At 73.4% G+C, this 15,299-nt stretch carries 16 protein-coding genes; 7 read left to right on the forward strand and 9 right to left on the reverse strand.

Going from position 1 to position 15,299, the window contains the following annotated elements:
• Nucleotides 1-55: 55 nt before the first annotated feature.
• The 3 genes from ACFYXU_RS30155 to ACFYXU_RS30165 are packed head-to-tail and all read right to left on the reverse strand — an operon-like array spanning nt 56 to nt 2,621.
• A complete protein-coding gene (locus ACFYXU_RS30155; protein WP_389460872.1) occupies nt 56-718 on the reverse strand; it encodes a TrmH family RNA methyltransferase in 663 nt (220 codons plus the stop codon).
• Complete coding sequence (locus tag ACFYXU_RS30160) at nt 715-1,956, reverse strand: HTTM domain-containing protein (RefSeq protein WP_389460874.1); 1,242 nt, start codon at nt 1,954-1,956, stop codon at nt 715-717. Before ACFYXU_RS30160 ends, ACFYXU_RS30155 begins: the two co-directional genes overlap by 4 nt.
• Complete coding sequence (locus ACFYXU_RS30165; protein ID WP_329855023.1) at nt 1,953-2,621, reverse strand: DUF5819 family protein; 669 nt, start codon at nt 2,619-2,621, stop codon at nt 1,953-1,955. The genes ACFYXU_RS30160 and ACFYXU_RS30165 overlap by 4 nt, the downstream gene beginning before the upstream one ends.
• Before the next feature lie 310 nt (nt 2,622-2,931).
• On the opposite strand from ACFYXU_RS30165, the gene paaA reads away from it, so the two are divergent.
• From paaA to ACFYXU_RS30195, 6 genes are all read left to right on the forward strand, one after another.
• A complete protein-coding gene (paaA, locus tag ACFYXU_RS30170) occupies nt 2,932-3,948 on the forward strand; it encodes a 1,2-phenylacetyl-CoA epoxidase subunit PaaA (protein WP_329855024.1) in 1,017 nt (338 codons plus the stop codon).
• Nucleotides 3,945-4,232, forward strand: coding sequence for a 1,2-phenylacetyl-CoA epoxidase subunit PaaB (paaB, locus tag ACFYXU_RS30175; RefSeq protein WP_329855025.1), 288 nt, complete (start codon nt 3,945-3,947; stop codon nt 4,230-4,232). The genes paaA and paaB overlap by 4 nt, the downstream gene beginning before the upstream one ends.
• Complete coding sequence (gene paaC / locus ACFYXU_RS30180) at nt 4,229-4,957, forward strand: 1,2-phenylacetyl-CoA epoxidase subunit PaaC (RefSeq protein WP_389460877.1); 729 nt, start codon at nt 4,229-4,231, stop codon at nt 4,955-4,957. The genes paaB and paaC overlap by 4 nt, the downstream gene beginning before the upstream one ends.
• A complete protein-coding gene (gene paaD / locus ACFYXU_RS30185) occupies nt 4,951-5,448 on the forward strand; it encodes a 1,2-phenylacetyl-CoA epoxidase subunit PaaD (protein ID WP_329855027.1) in 498 nt (165 codons plus the stop codon). The genes paaC and paaD overlap by 7 nt, the downstream gene beginning before the upstream one ends.
• Nucleotides 5,449-6,537: a 2Fe-2S iron-sulfur cluster-binding protein gene (locus tag ACFYXU_RS30190; RefSeq protein WP_389460879.1), complete on the forward strand. Its 1,089-nt coding sequence runs from the start codon at nt 5,449-5,451 to the stop codon at nt 6,535-6,537.
• A 297-nt stretch (nt 6,538-6,834) separates the two neighbouring features.
• The gene (locus ACFYXU_RS30195) at nt 6,835-7,968 is read left to right on the forward strand and encodes an acyl-CoA dehydrogenase family protein (RefSeq protein WP_389460881.1); all 1,134 of its coding nucleotides are present in this window, start codon (nt 6,835-6,837) and stop codon (nt 7,966-7,968) included.
• A 15-nt stretch (nt 7,969-7,983) separates the two neighbouring features.
• Here ACFYXU_RS30195 and ACFYXU_RS30200 read toward each other — a convergent pair whose 3' ends face one another.
• The 4 genes from ACFYXU_RS30200 to ACFYXU_RS30215 all read right to left on the reverse strand — a co-directional run bounded on the left by ACFYXU_RS30200 (nt 7,984) and on the right by ACFYXU_RS30215 (nt 11,989).
• Nucleotides 7,984-8,328 (reverse strand): rhodanese-like domain-containing protein, encoded by a 345-nt coding sequence (locus ACFYXU_RS30200; protein ID WP_389407817.1) that lies wholly within the window; start codon nt 8,326-8,328, stop codon nt 7,984-7,986.
• 55 nt (nt 8,329-8,383) lie between these two features.
• Complete coding sequence (locus tag ACFYXU_RS30205; protein WP_389461132.1) at nt 8,384-9,202, reverse strand: hypothetical protein; 819 nt, start codon at nt 9,200-9,202, stop codon at nt 8,384-8,386.
• Nucleotides 9,203-9,245: 43 nt separating this feature from the next.
• Complete coding sequence (locus ACFYXU_RS30210; RefSeq protein WP_376508504.1) at nt 9,246-10,709, reverse strand: DUF2252 domain-containing protein; 1,464 nt, start codon at nt 10,707-10,709, stop codon at nt 9,246-9,248.
• A 140-nt stretch (nt 10,710-10,849) separates the two neighbouring features.
• Entirely contained in the window at nt 10,850-11,989 is a 1,140-nt protein-coding gene (locus ACFYXU_RS30215; RefSeq protein ID WP_389460883.1) for a hypothetical protein, read from the reverse strand.
• A 183-nt stretch (nt 11,990-12,172) separates the two neighbouring features.
• On the opposite strand from ACFYXU_RS30215, the gene ACFYXU_RS30220 reads away from it, so the two are divergent.
• Nucleotides 12,173-12,640 (forward strand): MarR family winged helix-turn-helix transcriptional regulator, encoded by a 468-nt coding sequence (locus tag ACFYXU_RS30220; RefSeq protein ID WP_376508547.1) that lies wholly within the window; start codon nt 12,173-12,175, stop codon nt 12,638-12,640.
• A gap of 65 nt (nt 12,641-12,705) precedes the next feature.
• Here ACFYXU_RS30220 and ACFYXU_RS30225 read toward each other — a convergent pair whose 3' ends face one another.
• Nucleotides 12,706-13,365 carry a response regulator gene (locus tag ACFYXU_RS30225; protein ID WP_389407819.1) on the reverse strand — a complete coding sequence of 220 codons (660 nt, stop codon included), beginning with the start codon at nt 13,363-13,365 and terminating at the stop codon, nt 12,706-12,708.
• A gap of 36 nt (nt 13,366-13,401) precedes the next feature.
• The gene (locus tag ACFYXU_RS30230) at nt 13,402-15,180 is read right to left on the reverse strand and encodes a sensor histidine kinase (protein ID WP_389407960.1); all 1,779 of its coding nucleotides are present in this window, start codon (nt 15,178-15,180) and stop codon (nt 13,402-13,404) included.
• Nucleotides 15,181-15,299 lie beyond the last annotated feature (119 nt).

Raw genomic sequence — 15,299 nt, forward strand, 5'->3', positions numbered from 1 at the left:
CGTACGGCGGGGCCCCACGGACAGGCCGGGGGCTACAAGGCCGGGCCCGGGGGGCCTACGGCGCCTCGATCTCCGTGTACCGCTGCACCCACGCGTGCATGGCGATCGCGGCCGCCGCGCCCGCGTTGATCGACCGGGTCGAGCCGAACTGGGCGATCGAGCAGACCATCTCCACGTGGGCGCGGGCCTCCTCGGTGAGCCCCGGGCCCTCCTGCCCGAAGAGCAGCACACAGCGGCGGGGCAGCACGGTCCGCTCCAGCGGGACCGCGCCCGGCAGGTTGTCGATCCCGATGACGGGGATGCCCTCGGCGGCGGCCCACGAGGTCAGCGACGCGGTGTCCGGGTGGTGCCGGACGTGCTGGTAGCGGTCGGTGACCATGGCGCCCCGCCGGTTCCAGCGGCGCCGGCCCACGATGTGGACCTCCTTCGCCAGGAAGGCGTTGGCGGTCCGCACCACCGAGCCGATGTTGAAGTCGTGGCCCCAGTTCTCCACGGCCACGTGGAAGTCGTGGCGCCGGGTGTCCAGGTCGGCGACGACGGCCTCACGCGTCCAGTAGCGGTAGCGGTCCACCACGTTGCGCCGGTCGCCGCCGGCCAGCAGCTCGGGGTCGTACCGCTCGTCCCGCGGCCACGGCTCCGGGTGCGGCCCGACGCCGATCTCGGGGCCGAAGCCCTCGTCGTACTGGACCGGCTCGGGCTGCTCATGCGTGGTGCTCACCCGACGAGGGTACGGCGACCGCGCTCCTCACCCGTACGGCGCTGCTCGGGCACCGTCCCCGCGGGGGTCCGCCGGAACAGCCGGTCCCGGCCCCGGACGACCTGGGTGCCCAGCACCACCAGGAACGCCGTCGGCAGGAACACCGCGTCGGCGGAGATCATCGCGATCGAGAAGACCGGCAGCCCGAGGAGCACCGCGATCCCGGCGTGCTCCAGCATCATCACGACCAGCAGGACGTTCTTGACCTTGCGGTTGAAGAGCGTGAACGGGAAGGCGACCTGGACGATCACCGTGCCGTACGTCAGCAGCATCACCATGATCCCGCTGGAGCCGAGCAGGTCGGAGAGGCCGGGCCAGGGCGAGAAGTAGTCCAGGTGGAGCGGGTAGAACAGCGCGGTGCCGTCCTGCCAGCGCGAGCCCTGGATCTTGTACCAGCCGGCCGTGGAGTAGATCAGACAGACCTCGACCATGAGCACCAGCAGGACGCCGTTGTGGGCGAGGTTGGCGAGGGCGTCGAGCAGCGTGCGGGGCTCCCCCGGCGCGACCCGGCACACCAGCCACCACAGGCCGTTCCCGAGCCACAGCACCCACAGCAGCACCGGAATCCACCACTCGCCGGAGACGTCGCTGAACCAGGTCGCGGCGAGGAGGAAGCCGCCGAGCACGACCCAGAGCAGCGGTCCGACGACATCGCGGCGCGGCGGCTCCCCCGCACGGGCCGCGCGGGCCTCGCGGGCCGCCCGCCGGGCGTCCAGGGACCAGACGCGGCCGCAGCGGGTGAAGACGAGGTAGATCGCGGCGAGGTGGAGGACGTTGTCGCCGCCGTCGCCCACGAAGACGGCCCGGTTCTGAAGCGAGAGGACGCCGACCATGAAGACGACGGACACGGCGCGGGTCCGCCAGCCCAGCAGCAGCAGCACGGCGGAGAGCCCCGCGAGCGCGTAGACGACCTCGAACCAGAGCCGGCCGTCCGACCACATGAGCACGGTGAAGGCCCGGTTGTCGGCGATCAGCGAGCGCGCCATCTCCCAGGACCAGGGGGAGTCGGGCCCGTACAGCTGGTGCCGGTGGGGGAGCTCGCGCACCAGGAAGACCAGCCAGGTCAGCGAGAAGCCGATTCGCACGATCGCGCTCTGGTACGGGCCGAGGGTGCGGCCCGTGACGGCCTGGACGCCGCGGGCGAGGCGGCGGTCGAGGGGTTCGCGGGCGGGCGCGGGCGTGGTGGGGGAGTCGCTCATCGGCCCGCCTCCGTGCGGCTCGTGCCGGCACCGGCGGACCGGTCGGCGTCGGTGACGTTCCACCACGGGAAGTCGCGGTAGCCGGGCGTGGTCCGGTGCTTCTCGGTGCTCCACCGGGCGGCGGGGACCGGCCGGGAGACGGTACGGAGCTGGACGCGCCGGGCCTCGGGGCCGAGGGCCCGGCCGTCGGGGCCTTCGAGGGCGTCGAGCCTGAGCATCGCGAGCCGGCGCATGTACTGCTCCGCGAGGGCGGCGCGCAGCCCTTCGGCCCGCTGGCCCTCGGGGTGGGTGTTCACGTAGAAGTCCACGGCCCTGCGGAGCTGGTTCTGCTGCGTGTGGCTGGGCAGGGGGTTGTGCCGGATGGCCTCGATGTCCTGGGCCGTGAGGTCGATCCAGCCGGTGGTGCGGCTGGAGCCGTCGGCGGCGACGGTCTCGGCGCGGACCTCGACCGAGATGTTCGTCTGGAGCGGATTGGGAGCGAAGAGCTTCCAGTTCTGCTCGAACTCGGGGTAGATCCAGTCGCCGACGGCCTCGCCGTGCCGCTTGGTCAGCGTGTTGGACGGGGCCACGTGGAGGAACACCATCGCCAGGTGGACGCAGGCGAACACGGCGGCGACGGCGAGCGCCACGGCGACGACGACCTGGTAGGGCAGCGAGAGGGCCATGATCCCGGCACCGGCCCCCTGGGCGGGTGCTCCCGGCGCCTCCTGGGCAGCGGCGGACGCACCTTCCGAAGGGGCGTCCGAGGGGTCTTCGGGAGGAGCTGCCGGCGGGCCTCCGTGCGGGGCTGTCGGCGCGCCCTCGGAGGATCTCCGCCCGTCGTCGCCCGCCCCCGCCGCGTCCTTTTCGACGTACGCGTCCATCCCGCCCCGATCCCGATCGGCCCACCTCGGTTATCCACAGGGTTGACACCATACGGGCCGCCGACCCACCATTGAAGTCATTCAACCGAACGATCGGTCGGTAGGGGATCTGATGACCGCAGTGACGGCAGGGACGGCAGGGACCGCGGGCGCACCCGTCGCGTCGGACGCGGCCGCGGCGGCGGAGCAGGCGGCCTACGAGGCCGTGTTCGACGCCGCCGTCGCCGCCGACGAGCGGATCGAGCCGCGCGACTGGATGCCCGAGGCCTACCGCGCCTCGCTCGTCCGGCAGATCGCGCAGCACGCCCACTCCGAGATCATCGGCATGCAGCCGGAGGCGAACTGGATCACCCGGGCGCCCTCCCTGCGGCGCAAGGCCATCCTCATGGCCAAGGTGCAGGACGAGGCCGGCCACGGCCTGTACCTGTACAGCGCGGCGGAGACCCTCGGCACCAGCCGCGACGAGCTGCTCGACAAGCTGCACTCCGGCCGCCAGAAGTACTCCTCGATCTTCAACTACCCGACGCTGACCTGGGCCGACGTCGGCGCGATCGGCTGGCTGGTCGACGGCGCCGCGATCACCAACCAGGTCCCGCTCTGCCGCTGCTCCTACGGCCCGTACGCCCGCGCGATGGTCCGGGTCTGCAAGGAGGAGTCCTTCCACCAGCGCCAGGGGTACGAGGCCCTGCTCGCCCTCTCCCGCGGCACCGAGGCCCAGCACGCCATGGCGCAGGACGCGGTGGACCGCTGGTGGTGGCCCTCGCTCATGATGTTCGGCCCGCCGGACGACGAGTCGACGCACACCGCCCAGGCGATGGCCTGGAAGATCAAGCGCCACTCCAACGACGAGCTGCGCCAGCGCTTCGTCGACATCGCCGTGCCCCAGGCCGAGGCCCTCGGCCTGACCCTCCCCGACCCCGACATCCGGTGGAACGAGGAGCGCGGGCACTACGACTTCGGCCCCATCGACTGGGCCGAGTTCTGGGACGTCCTCAAGGGGAACGGCCCTTGCAACGACCAGCGGCTGACCAAGCGGCGCCAGGCCCACGAGGACGGCGCCTGGGTCAGAGAGGCCGCGGCGGCCTACGCCGAGAAGCACACCGGGAAGCACGGGGAGGCACAGGCATGACGACCGACGGTTGGCCGCTGTGGGAGGTGTTCGTGCGCTCCCGCCGCGGACTGTCCCACACCCACGCGGGCAGTCTCCACGCACCCGACGCGGAGATGGCCCTGCGCAACGCCCGCGACCTGTACACCCGCCGGTCCGAAGGCGTGTCGATCTGGGTCGTCCCCTCGGCGGCCGTCACCGCCTCCTCGCCCGACGAGAAGGACCCCTTCTTCGAACCGGCCGCGGACAAGCCCTACCGGCACCCCACCTTCTACGAGATCCCGGAGGGGGTGAAGCACCTGTGACCGGCACCACCGACACCCGCACCGCCGTCGCGGCGCTCGCCCTCGGCGACGACGCCCTCGTCCTCTCCCACCGCCTGGGGGAGTGGGCCGGCGCCGCCCCCGTCCTGGAGGAGGAGGTCGCCCTGGCCAACATCGCCCTCGACCTCCTCGGCCAGGCCCGGGTCCTGCTCTCCCTCGTCGGCGACGAGGACGAGCTGGCCTACCTCCGCGAGGAGCGCTCCTTCCGGAACAGCCAGCTGGTCGAGCAGCCCAACGGCGACTTCGCCCACACCATCGCCCGGCAGCTCTACTTCTCCACCTACCAGCGCCTCCTGTACGGGCGGCTGGCCACCGGCGACGGCCCCTTCGCCGGCCTCGCGGCCAAGGCCGTCAAGGAGGTCGCCTACCACCAGGACCACGCCGAGCACTGGACCCTGCGCCTCGGCGACGGCACCCCCGAGAGCCACGAGCGGATGCAGCGCGCCTGCGACGCCCTCTGGCGGTACACCGGCGAACTGTTCCAGCCGGTCGACGGCCTCGACCTCGACCTCCCCGCCCTCGACGCCGCCTGGCTCGACTCGGTCGGCGGCGTCCTCGCCCGGGCCACCCTCACCGTGCCCTCCGGCCCCCGCACCGGCGCCTGGCGCGCGGGTGCCGGACGCCAGGGCCTGCACACCGAGTCCTTCGGGCGGATGCTCGCCGAGATGCAGCACCTGCACCGCAGCCACCCGGGGGCGACATGGTGACCATGACGGCCCTGGAAGAGGAGCTGAGCCGCGTCGCCGGCTCGGTCCCCGACCCGGAGCTGCCCGTCCTCACCCTGGAGGAACTCGGCGTCATGCGGGGCGTGCAGGTCCTCGGCCCCGGCCGGGTCGAGGTCTCCCTCACCCCCACGTACACGGGCTGCCCCGCCATCGAGGCCATGTCCTCCGACATCGAGCAGGCCCTCCACGAGCACGGCGTGCCGGACGTCACCGTCGTCACCGTCCTCGCCCCGGCCTGGTCCACCGACGACATCAGCGAGGAAGGCCGCCGCAAACTCACCGAGTTCGGCATCGCCCCGCCCCGCCCCCAGGGACCCGCCGGCGGCCCCGTGGCACTCACCCTGGCGATCCGCTGCCCGCACTGCGGATCCACCGACACCGAGCTCCTGAGCCGCTTCTCCTCCACCGCGTGCAAGGCACTGCGCCGCTGCACCGCCTGCCGCGAACCGTTCGACCACTTCAAGGAGCTGTAGATGGTGTCCTCAGCCGCCGGACGGGCCGGATTCCATCCGCTCCGGGTGAGCGAGGTCGACCGACTCACGGACGACTCCGTGGCCGTCACCTTCGCGGTCCCGCCCGAGCTCCACGAGACGTACCGCCACGTCCCCGGCCAGCACCTCGCCCTGCGCCGCACGGACGAGCACGGCGAGGAGGTCCGGCGCACCTACTCGATCTGCGCCCCCGCCGCCCCGGCCGGCGAGCCCCCCGTCCTGCGCGTCGGCATCCGGCTCGTCGACGGCGGCTCGTTCTCCACGTACGCGCTCAAGGAGCTGGCCGTCGGCGACCTCGTCGAGGTCATGGAGCCCATGGGCCGCTTCACGCTCGCGCCGCGCCCCGGCCACTTCGCCGCCGTCGTCGGCGGCAGCGGCATCACGCCGGTCCTCTCGATGGCCGCCACCCTGCTCGCCCGCGAGCCCGAGGCCAGGTTCTGCCTGATCCGCAGCGACCGCACCGCCGCGTCCACGATGTTCCTCGACGAGGTCGCCGACCTCAAGGACCGCCATCCGGAGCGCTTCCAGCTGGTCACGGTGCTGTCCCGGGAGGAGCAGCAGGCCGGGCTGCCGTCCGGCCGCCTCGACCGCGAGCGGCTCGCCGGGCTGCTGCCCGCGCTGCTGCCGGTCGACACCATCGACGGCTGGCTGCTCTGCGGTCCCTTCGGGCTCGTCCAGGGCGCCGAGCAGGCCCTGCGCGGCCTGGGGGTCGACCGGGCCAGGGTCCACCAGGAGATCTTCCACGTCGACGACGGCTCCGCGCCCGCCCCGGCACCCGCGGCCGACGCCCCGGCGGACGCCACCCTGACGGCGACCCTCCACGGCCGGTCCGGGACCTGGCCGGTGGAGCGGGGCGAGACGCTGCTCGACACCGTGCTCCGCGCCCGCGCGGACGCTCCGTACGCCTGCAAGGGCGGCGTGTGCGGCACCTGTCGCGCGTTCCTCGTCGGCGGAGAGGTGCGCATGGACCGCAACTTCGCCCTGGAGCCGGAGGAGACGGACGCCGGATACGTGCTGGCCTGCCAGTCCCACCCCGCCACCCCGGACGTGGAGCTGGACTTCGACCGCTGACGACCCCGGACACCGGCCGGCCCCACGCGCCGACGAGTGCGGCACCCGGGCCCGTGGCAGTGCCGCAGTTACCGGGGCCCATGGCAGTGCCGCAGGCACCCGGGCCCATGGCGGTCCCGCCGGCACCCTGGCCCATGGCGGTGCCGCAGGCACCCTGGCCCATGGCGGTCCCGTCGGCACCCTGGCCCATGGCGGTGCCGCCCAAGTGCGGGCGGCACCGCCATTCCCTTCCCCTAGAACCTGTTCTATCTTGACGAACCGTCAGAGACACAGGGTCGGCAACGGGAAGGCAGCACCGTGGACTTCACCTTCACCGAAGAACAGCAGGCGGCCGTCGAAGCGGCGAAGGCCGTCTTCGCGGACGTCACGCCCGACGCGGTCCCCAGCCCCGCCCTCACCGCGGGCGCCGTCGCCGAGGACCACGACCGCCCGCTCTGGGCGCGCCTCGCCGCCGCCGACCTCCTCGGCCTCACCCTGGCCCCCGAACACGGCGGCGCCGGACTCGACCCCGTCGCCCTCTGCCTCGTCCTGCGCGAGTCCGCCCGTGTCCTCGCCCGCGTCCCGCTCCTGGAGACCAGCGCCGTCGCCCTCACTATCGAGCGCCACGCCCACCCTCGTACGGCCGCCGCGCTCCTCCCCCGCGTCGCCCGAGGCGAACTCGTCCTCACCGCCGCCGCCCACGGACGCACCGGCCACGAGCCCGCCGACCGGGCCGTCACCGCCCACCGCGACGGCACCGACTGGATCCTCGACGGAACCCAGACCGCCGTCCCCTGGGCTCACACGGCCGACCTCATCGCCGTCCCCGCGCACACCGCCGAAGGCCGCACCGTCCTCGCCCTGGTGCCCCGCGCCCAGGACGGCCTCGACCTCACCGCCCAGTACTCCACCAGCGGCGAGCTCCTCGCCGAACTGAACCTCGACGCCGTACGGCTCGACGAAGCCGACGTCATCGACGCCGACGGCGCCTGGGACCGGCTGCGCGACATCCTCACCACCGGAACGTGCGCGCTCGCCCTCGGCCTCGGCGAGACCGTCCTCGGCATGACGAGCCAATACACCGGAAAACGCGAACAGTTCGGCCACCCCGTGGCCACGTTCCAGGCCGTCGCCGTCCAGGCCGCCGACCGCTACATCGACCTGCGCGCCATGGAGGCCACCCTCTGGCAGGCCGCCTGGCGCCTCACCCACGACGCCGACGGAGCACTCCCTGTGGCGGGGGACATCGCCGTCGCCAAGATCTGGGCCTCCGAAGGCGTGCGCCGCGTGGTGCAGACCGCGCAGCACCTGCACGGCGGCTTCGGCGCCGACACCGACTACCCGCTGCACCGCTACCACGCCTGGGCCAAGCACCTCGAACTCGCGCTCGGCCCCGCCGCGGCCCACGAAGAGGCCCTCGGCGACCTGCTGGCCGCCCACCTCCTCGGCTGACGCCCCGCGCCCGCGTCAGAGCACGAAGGCCGGGCTTCCGCCCTCCGCCACCATCGGACGCCCGGCACCGTCCCAGGCCAGCATCCCGCCGTCGATGTTCACCGCGTCGAAGCCCTGCTGCACCAGATACTGCGTGACCTGCGCCGAGCGGCCGCCCACCCGGCACATCACATAGGCGCGGCCGCGCTCGGCCACGACCTCCGTCACCTCACCGAAGCGCGCCACGAAGCCGCTCATCGGCACGTGCAGCGCACCCTCGACATGACCGGCGTTCCACTCGTCGTCCTCCCTGACGTCCAGCACCAGGGCATCGGCCGGCACGGAAGCCGCGTCCACCGAGGGCAGCGGGGAGAAATTCATGGGACGGGCCTTCTCTCGTCAGTACCGCCCGAAGGAACTCGGGCGCACGGAAAACCTACTGCACCAGCTCCGCCAGCTCGGTCTCCCGATCCGAGACCTGCGCGAGCAGCTGCTCGGCGATCTCCTCCAGGAGCCGGTCCGGATCGTCGGGCGCCATCCGCAACATCGCGCCGATCGCGCTCTCCTCCAGCTCCCGCGCCAGCCCCGACAGCATGTCCTTGCGCTCGGCCAGCCACTCCAGGCGCGCGTACAGCTCCTCGCTCTCGCTGAGCCGCTCCTCGGCCGGCGCGGGACCGGCCTCCCACTCCGCGGAGAGCTCGCGCAGCAGCGTCTCGTCACCCCGGGCATAGGCGGCGTTCACCCGCGTGAGGAACTCCTCGCGCCGCTTCCGCTCGTCCTCCTCGCGCGCCAGGTCGGGATGCGCCTTGCGGACCAGCTCGCGGTAGAGCCTGCGGGCCTCCTCGGCGGGACGGACCCGCTTCGGCGGCTGCACCGGCCGGTCGGTGAGCATCGCGGCGGCCTCGGGGGAGAGCCCGTCGGCGTCGATCCACTCGTGGAACAGCTCGTCCACACCGGGCATCGGCAGCACGGCCGCCCGCGCCTCCTGCGCCCGCCGCAGATCCTCGGGGTCCCCGGTCCGCGCCGCCCTGGCCTCGGCGATCCGCGCGTCGAGCTCGTCGAGCCGCGCGTACATCGGGCCCAGCTTCTGGTGGTGCAGCCGCGAGAAGTTCTCCACCTCGACCCGGAAGGTCTCGACGGCGATCTCGAACTCGATCAGCGCCTGCTCGGCCACCCGTACGGCCCGCTCCAACCGGGCCTCGGGCCGCTCGTCCCCGGGTCCCTCGCCCACACCCTGGTCCACGCTCACGTCCACGCCGCCGTCCTCGTTCCGCTCCGTCCCCACCAGCCTACGGTCCTCAGACTCCGGTTTCCGCCGCGATGCGGCCCGTGCGGACGGCGGTGAGCAGATCGGCGTGGTCGGCCGTGGTGCGGTCCGCGTACGAGACGGCGAAGGACGCCACGGCCTCGTCGATCTCCTCGTTCTTGCCGCAGTAGCCGGATATCAGGCGCGGGTCGGCGCTGTGGGCGTGCGCGCGGGCGAGGAGGGCACCGGTCATGCGGCCGTAGTCGTCGAGCTGGTCCGCGGTGAGGGCGGCGGGGTCGACGCTGCCCTTGCGGTTACGGAACTGCCGTACCTGGAACGGCCGTCCCTCGACGGTGGTCCAGCCCAGCAGGATGTCGCTGACGACCTGCATCCGCTTCTGCCCGAACACCACGCGCCGCCCCTCGTGGCCGCTCTCCGGGACGGTGAAGCCCGCGGCGAGCAGATGGGGCAGCAGGGCCGACGGGCGGGCCTCCTTCACCTGGAGCACCAGCGGCTCGCCCCGGTGGTCCAGGAGCAGGACCACGTAGGAGCGGGTGCCGACGCTGCCGGTGCCGACCACCCGGAAGGCCACGTCGTGGACGGCGTACCGGGCGAGGAGCGGCAGTCTGTCCTCGGACACGGTCTCCAGGTACGCGCCGAGGGAGTCGGCGACCGCGGCCGCCTCGGCGTCCGGGACCCTGCGCAGCACCGGGGGAGCGTCCACGAACCTGCGGCCGCCGCCCTCGGCGTCGTCCACGGCCTCGGTGGACCGGGAGGCGAACCGGGCGCTGGTGTTGTTGCGGGCCTTGGCGGAAACCCGCTCCAGGGTGCCGAGGAGGTCACGGGCGTCGGTGTGCGAGACGAGTTCCTCGTCGGCGATCGCGTTCCAGGCGTCGAGTGCGGGGAGCTTGGCGAGCAGCCGCATGGTCCGCCGGTACGCGCCGGCCGTGTCGAACGCCGCGGCCCGGCACACCTCCTCGCTCGCCCCCACCTCCCGCCCGGCGAGGACGAGGGAGGTGGCGAGGCGCTTGAGGTCCCACTCCCAGGGGCCGACGACGGTCTCGTCGAAGTCGTTGAGGTCCATGACGAGCCGGCCGCGCGCGTCGCCGTAGAGACCGAAGTTGGCGGCGTGCGCGTCGCCGCACAGCTGGGCGGTGATTCCGGTGACGGGGGTGCCGACGAGGTCCTGGGCCATGAGCCCGGCGGAGCCGCGCAGGAAGGCGAAGGGGCTCGCCGCCATCCTGCCGACCCGTATCGGCGTGAGCTCGGGGACCCGGCCGCGGCTCGACTCCTCGACGGCGCGGACGGCGTCCGGCCGGTCGGCGGCGAGCGCCGGCCGGTCGTGCGAGGAGCGGGGGATCAGCTCGCGCAGTTGCTTGCCCCGGTGCTTGGGGGAGACCCCGGTGGTGCCGGGGGCGGCGCGGCGCGCGAATCCCGCCACGTGCGGGACGCGTGCCCCGTCCTGCCCGCCGTCCGTACCCCGCTGCCCTGGCACGACGGCCCGGATCTCGTCCATGGGACGCCCTCCCCCGATGCGATGTCCAACATCATCCGGCCCTGACCGTACAGCCGTTCCCGATCGACCGTCTCCCCCTGTGGACAACGCACCCGCCCAGCCTGTGGACAACCTCGCGCCCCCGCCCGTGGCACGGGCCGTCAGACGCCGACGGCCTCCTCCATCTCCTCCTCGGCCCCGGCCCGGGTCTCGACACCGGACCGGGCCCCGGACCCGGCCTCGGACCCGCCCCCGGCCCCGCGGTCCTCGGCCGCCGACCGGGCCCCGGGTACGGCCGGTGCCGGTGTCGCGGTGAGGGCGTCGTCCGCCTTCCGGCGACGGGTCTCCGTGAGTCCGGCGAGGACGAGGAGCACGGCGCCCGCGACGAGCCAGAGGGCAAGGACGAGGACGTTCCCGCCGAGTCCGTGGCCGCCGAAGTAGACGTGGCCGCGTACGCCCTCGACGAAGCCCGCGCCGTTCCAGAAGGCGTGCAGCGCACCGAAGAAACCGGGCTGGAGCTCGGGCCGGTAGATGCCGCCGGAGCTCGTGAAGTTGAGCATGACGAAGAGCACCATCACGCCGAGCGTGGTCCAGCGGCGCAGGAAGGTGTGCAGGCCGACGCCGACGGCCAGGATGCCCGCCGCGTACAGCCACGCCATCGCCCACACGCCGCCGAGCCCGTGGTCGACCAGGTGGAAGACGGGCCCGGCGAAGAGGGTCCCGATCAGGCTCACGACGAGGGACATGCCGGCGGCGAGCAGTGCCCTGATCCGCAGCGGGAGGACGGCTCCGGCCCCGCCGATGACGGCGACGGAGGCGTACGAGCCGATGCTGAGGGCGACGAGCAGGAAGAAGACGCCCTGGCCCGTGGGGTCGCCGGAGGCGGTGGGGGCGGTGTCGGTGACCGCGAGCGGTGCGTCCTGGGCGGCGGCGACCTTGGTGAACACCTTCTCGACCGCCATGGCGCTGGTGTCGGAGGAGCCGGACGCGACGAGCAGTTCGGGCTTCTCCCCGGGGATGTAGGCGCCGAAGCTGCGCTGCTCGTGCAGCGCGGAGACGGCCGTGGCCCGGTCGGGGACGGTACGGACGTCCAGGGCGCCCGCTCCCTCGTTCTGGAGCGTCTGCGCGAGGACCTGCGTGGTGGGTCCGGAGCCGACGACGTCGACGCGCAGGTGGTGGGGTTCGGGCGCGTGGAAGGCGCCGAGGTAGGCGAGCCCCATGCCGACGCACATCAACAGGGGGGTGAGCAGATGTCCGAGGACATGCCGCAACGCGCCGCTGGTGTTCGGTCCTGCGGACACCGAGACCTCCATGGTTGGCTTTTACAACTAAAGACTCGTTGTACTATACAACTGAAGGCCCGTGGGGTGCCAACCTCACCCGTGCGACCGCGGCACCCCAGGGCCCCGGATCAGCTCAGAAGCAGCCACGGCAACCCGGGGAGATCCGGAATGGCCTCGAACGACCACACCAGGGAGCGCACGATGACCGCCGGCGCACAGCCACCCCGCGAGGCGTCCGTGGACGTCATCCAGCGCGAGCTGACGGCCTTCGCCCGCCGGGCCCGCGCGGCGGCCGCCCGGGTCCACCCCGAGCTGCCGCTCGTCTCGTACACGCTCCTCGCGCACATCGAGGAGCAGCGCGGCTGCCGCGCCACCGATCTCGCGGCCCACTACTTCCTGGACAAGTCCACGGTCAGCCGCCAGGTCGCCGGCCTGGAGAAGCTCGGGTTCGTCGAGCGCCGCCCGGCGCCCGAGGACCACCGGGTGCACGTGCTGCATCCCACCGAGGCCGGAACGAAGGTCCTCGCCGCGGCCCAGACGAACCGCCTCGCCGCCTTCCAGGAGCGCCTGGACGACTGGCCGGCCGAGGACCTCGCCCGCTTCGCCGCGTACCTGCTGCGCTACAACACCGCGGCCGCGAGCCCCGCCCCCGGCACCCCCTCGGTCTGAGAAGCCCCGGGACGCTCAGGAGGCCCGGGACGCCCCGGCGCCGGACCGCGACCCGGCGCCGTACCTCACAGCCCCGCGTCCCGTGCGAGGAGCGCCGCCTGCACCCGGTTCTCGCAATGCAGCTTGGCCAGGATCCGGCTCACGTACGTCTTCACCGTGGCCTCGCTCATGTGGAGCCGCTTGCCGGCGTCCGCGTTGGAGAGGCCCTCGCCGAGCAGCGCCAGGACGTCACGCTCCTTCTCGCTGAGCGCCGCCACCCGTGCCCGCGCCTCCTCGGCGCGCGCGCCCTCCCGGCCGGTGGCGAGCCGCTCCACCACGTGCCGGGTCGCCGCCGGGGACAGATAGGCGTCTCCCGCGGCGGCGGCCCTGACCGCGCCGATCAGCTCGGCGGGCGCGGTGTCCTTCAGGAGGAAGCCGGCGCCCCCGTGCTCCAGGGCCCGCAGGACGTTCTCCCGCTCCCCGAAGGTCGTCAGGATGATCACCCGGGCCGCCGGTGCGGCCCGGCGCAGCTCGGGCAGGGCGGACAGGCCGTCGAGCACCGGCATCTGGATGTCGAGGAGGACCACGTCGGCGGCGTGCGCGCGTGCGGCCTCGATCGCCGCCCGCCCGTCGGCGGCCTCTCCGACGACCTGGATCTCCGGGTCCGAGATGAGGATCATCCGGATCCCGGCCCTGATCAGAGGCTCGTCGTCGGCGATCACGACCCTGATGGGCTGCCGTGCCACAGCTTCTCCCCCACGCCTCCGGTACGGGCGTCAGCCCTAGCGCTGCTCGACCGCGTACGACTTCTTCTCGATCAGCTTGCCGTCCTTGAAGCAGAACCGGAAAACGGGCTCCTCCTCGTAGGTCTCGCCCAGCTCCGAGGACATCAGCACCAGGCACGTGGCGCCCTCGGGCCGCGCGGGCCCGGAGCCGTCCAGGCCGGCCGTGGCGATGGTGTCGCCGGACGGCAGCTGGTCGCGGACCTCCTTCTCGGTCATCCCGACCTTGACCGCGTCGTACTGCCCCGGGTCGATCATCCCCTCCTTCAGCGAACCCATGAGGAAGTAGAGGCCGAAGCCGCCCGCCACGACCAGCAGGGCGAGCGCCGCGAACGCGATCCCGCAGCCGATCGCGACCGCCCCGCCCGTGCTCCTGCCCTTGCCCCCACGCACCGCCATGGCCAGCTCCCGCTCCGTGTACGTCCAGTCGACCGGTCCGACCGCGACCGGACGACCATCCCCCGCCAGCGGCTTCGTGGTCTGCTGCCGGAAGTCGTCGGCGGCATCGACCAAAGGCGCCGCCTCCGCGACGGGCGCCGCGCCGTAGGGGAGCATCCCGGCCACCCGGAACCCGCCGTCGTCCGCCGGACCGGCGTGGCACATGCCGCCCACCAGCCGGGCCCGCTCGACGAGCCCGGCGAGCCCCTGCCCGCCGCTCACGACGTCCTTCACCGGCCCGTCGACGGGGTCCCCGTTGACGACCTCGACGACGAAGGTGTCCGGCTCGTACCGCAGCTCGACGCCGATCTCCGTGCCCGGCGCGTGCTTGTAGGCGTTGGTCAGGGCCTCCTGCACGATCCGGTACGCGGCGTGGTCGGCGGCCGGCGCGAGGGGTCTCTCCTCCCCGACCCGGCGCAGCCCGACCGAGGTGCCGGCGGCGCGGGCGGCCGCCACGAGCCCCTCGATGCCGGCGATCCCGCGCGCGGCCCGTCCCGTCTCGTCGCCGGCCGGTGCGGGCGGCGACGCCGTCCCGTCCTCCGCCGCGAGCCCGTCGCGGAGTATCCCGACGACCTCCCGCAGTTCGTGCATGGCGGTCACCGAGGCGTTCCGCAGGACGCCGACCACTTCGCGCTGCCGCTCGCTCAGGTCCCGGTCCACCTCCAGGGCCCCGGTGTGCACGGCGATCAGCGCCAGCTGGTGCCCGAGGCTGTCGTGCATGTCCTGGGCGATCCGCTGCCGCTCGCGCAGCCGGGCCTGCCAGACCACCATGCTCCGCTCCCACAGCAGCTGCGCGTTGCGCTCCTGGAGCGCGTGCAGCAGAGTCCGGCGCTGGGTCCAGTAGCGGTGGGCGAGGCCGGGGGCGAGGGTGGTGCCCAGGTAGTAGAGGGTCGCCATGAAGGCGACGGTGAGCAGCCGCTGACGGTCCCAGCTCTCCAGGAGCGTCCCGCCGACGTTCAGGACGAAGGCGGCGACGAACGCGGCCAGGGCCCGCCCGGCGCTGGCGACGTACCGTCCGGAGGACCAGCCGAGCACGAGGAGCAGCGGCCCCAGACCGGGCACGAAGGGCGCGAGCCCCGCGGTGAGGACGAGGACGCCCGCCGGGAGGCCGCGCCGCAGCAGGGACAGGACGGCCGCACCGGCGGCGACCGCCGCCAGCCGCCAGCCGGCGCCGCCCAGGAGCTCCTCGGTGCCGGCGGCCAGCACGGCGACGACCACGGCGAGGGCCACCTCACCGGTGATCCTGCGTCGCGACCACTGCCCGGGCAGCGCGAACCAGCGCCACCAGGCGGCGGCCCGGGTCCCGATCTCCCGCGCGCTCCAGCTCCCCCGCTTCGACATGTCGTCCACGCTCGAACCCTAGGCAGCGCCCGGCACCCCGGGCGTCCCCCTTTCGTCTCGGGCTCCGAAGACCAAAGTCGCGCGTCCCCCGCGCCGGACGTGGGAAGGCTCACATCGAT

The sequence above is a fragment of the Streptomyces sp. NPDC002232 genome (assembly GCF_042890295.1).
Taxonomy (GTDB): Bacteria; Actinomycetota; Actinomycetes; order Streptomycetales; family Streptomycetaceae; genus Streptomyces.

Coding starts and splice junctions, on each gene's coding strand:
- ACFYXU_RS30230 (WP_389407960.1), bottom strand. CDS start 15,180: ATGTCGAAGCGGGGGAGCTGGAGCGCGCGGGAGATCGGGACCCGGGCC.
- ACFYXU_RS30210 (WP_376508504.1), bottom strand. CDS start 10,709: ATGGACGAGATCCGGGCCGTCGTGCCAGGGCAGCGGGGTACGGACGGC.
- ACFYXU_RS30165 (WP_329855023.1), bottom strand. CDS start 2,621: ATGGCCCTCTCGCTGCCCTACCAGGTCGTCGTCGCCGTGGCGCTCGCC.
- ACFYXU_RS30200 (WP_389407817.1), bottom strand. CDS start 8,328: ATGAATTTCTCCCCGCTGCCCTCGGTGGACGCGGCTTCCGTGCCGGCC.
- paaD (WP_329855027.1), top strand. CDS start 4,951: ATGGTGACCATGACGGCCCTGGAAGAGGAGCTGAGCCGCGTCGCCGGC.
- ACFYXU_RS30160 (WP_389460874.1), bottom strand. CDS start 1,956: ATGAGCGACTCCCCCACCACGCCCGCGCCCGCCCGCGAACCCCTCGAC.
- ACFYXU_RS30190 (WP_389460879.1), top strand. CDS start 5,449: ATGGTGTCCTCAGCCGCCGGACGGGCCGGATTCCATCCGCTCCGGGTG.
- ACFYXU_RS30220 (WP_376508547.1), top strand. CDS start 12,173: ATGACCGCCGGCGCACAGCCACCCCGCGAGGCGTCCGTGGACGTCATC.
- paaA (WP_329855024.1), top strand. CDS start 2,932: ATGACCGCAGTGACGGCAGGGACGGCAGGGACCGCGGGCGCACCCGTC.
- paaB (WP_329855025.1), top strand. CDS start 3,945: ATGACGACCGACGGTTGGCCGCTGTGGGAGGTGTTCGTGCGCTCCCGC.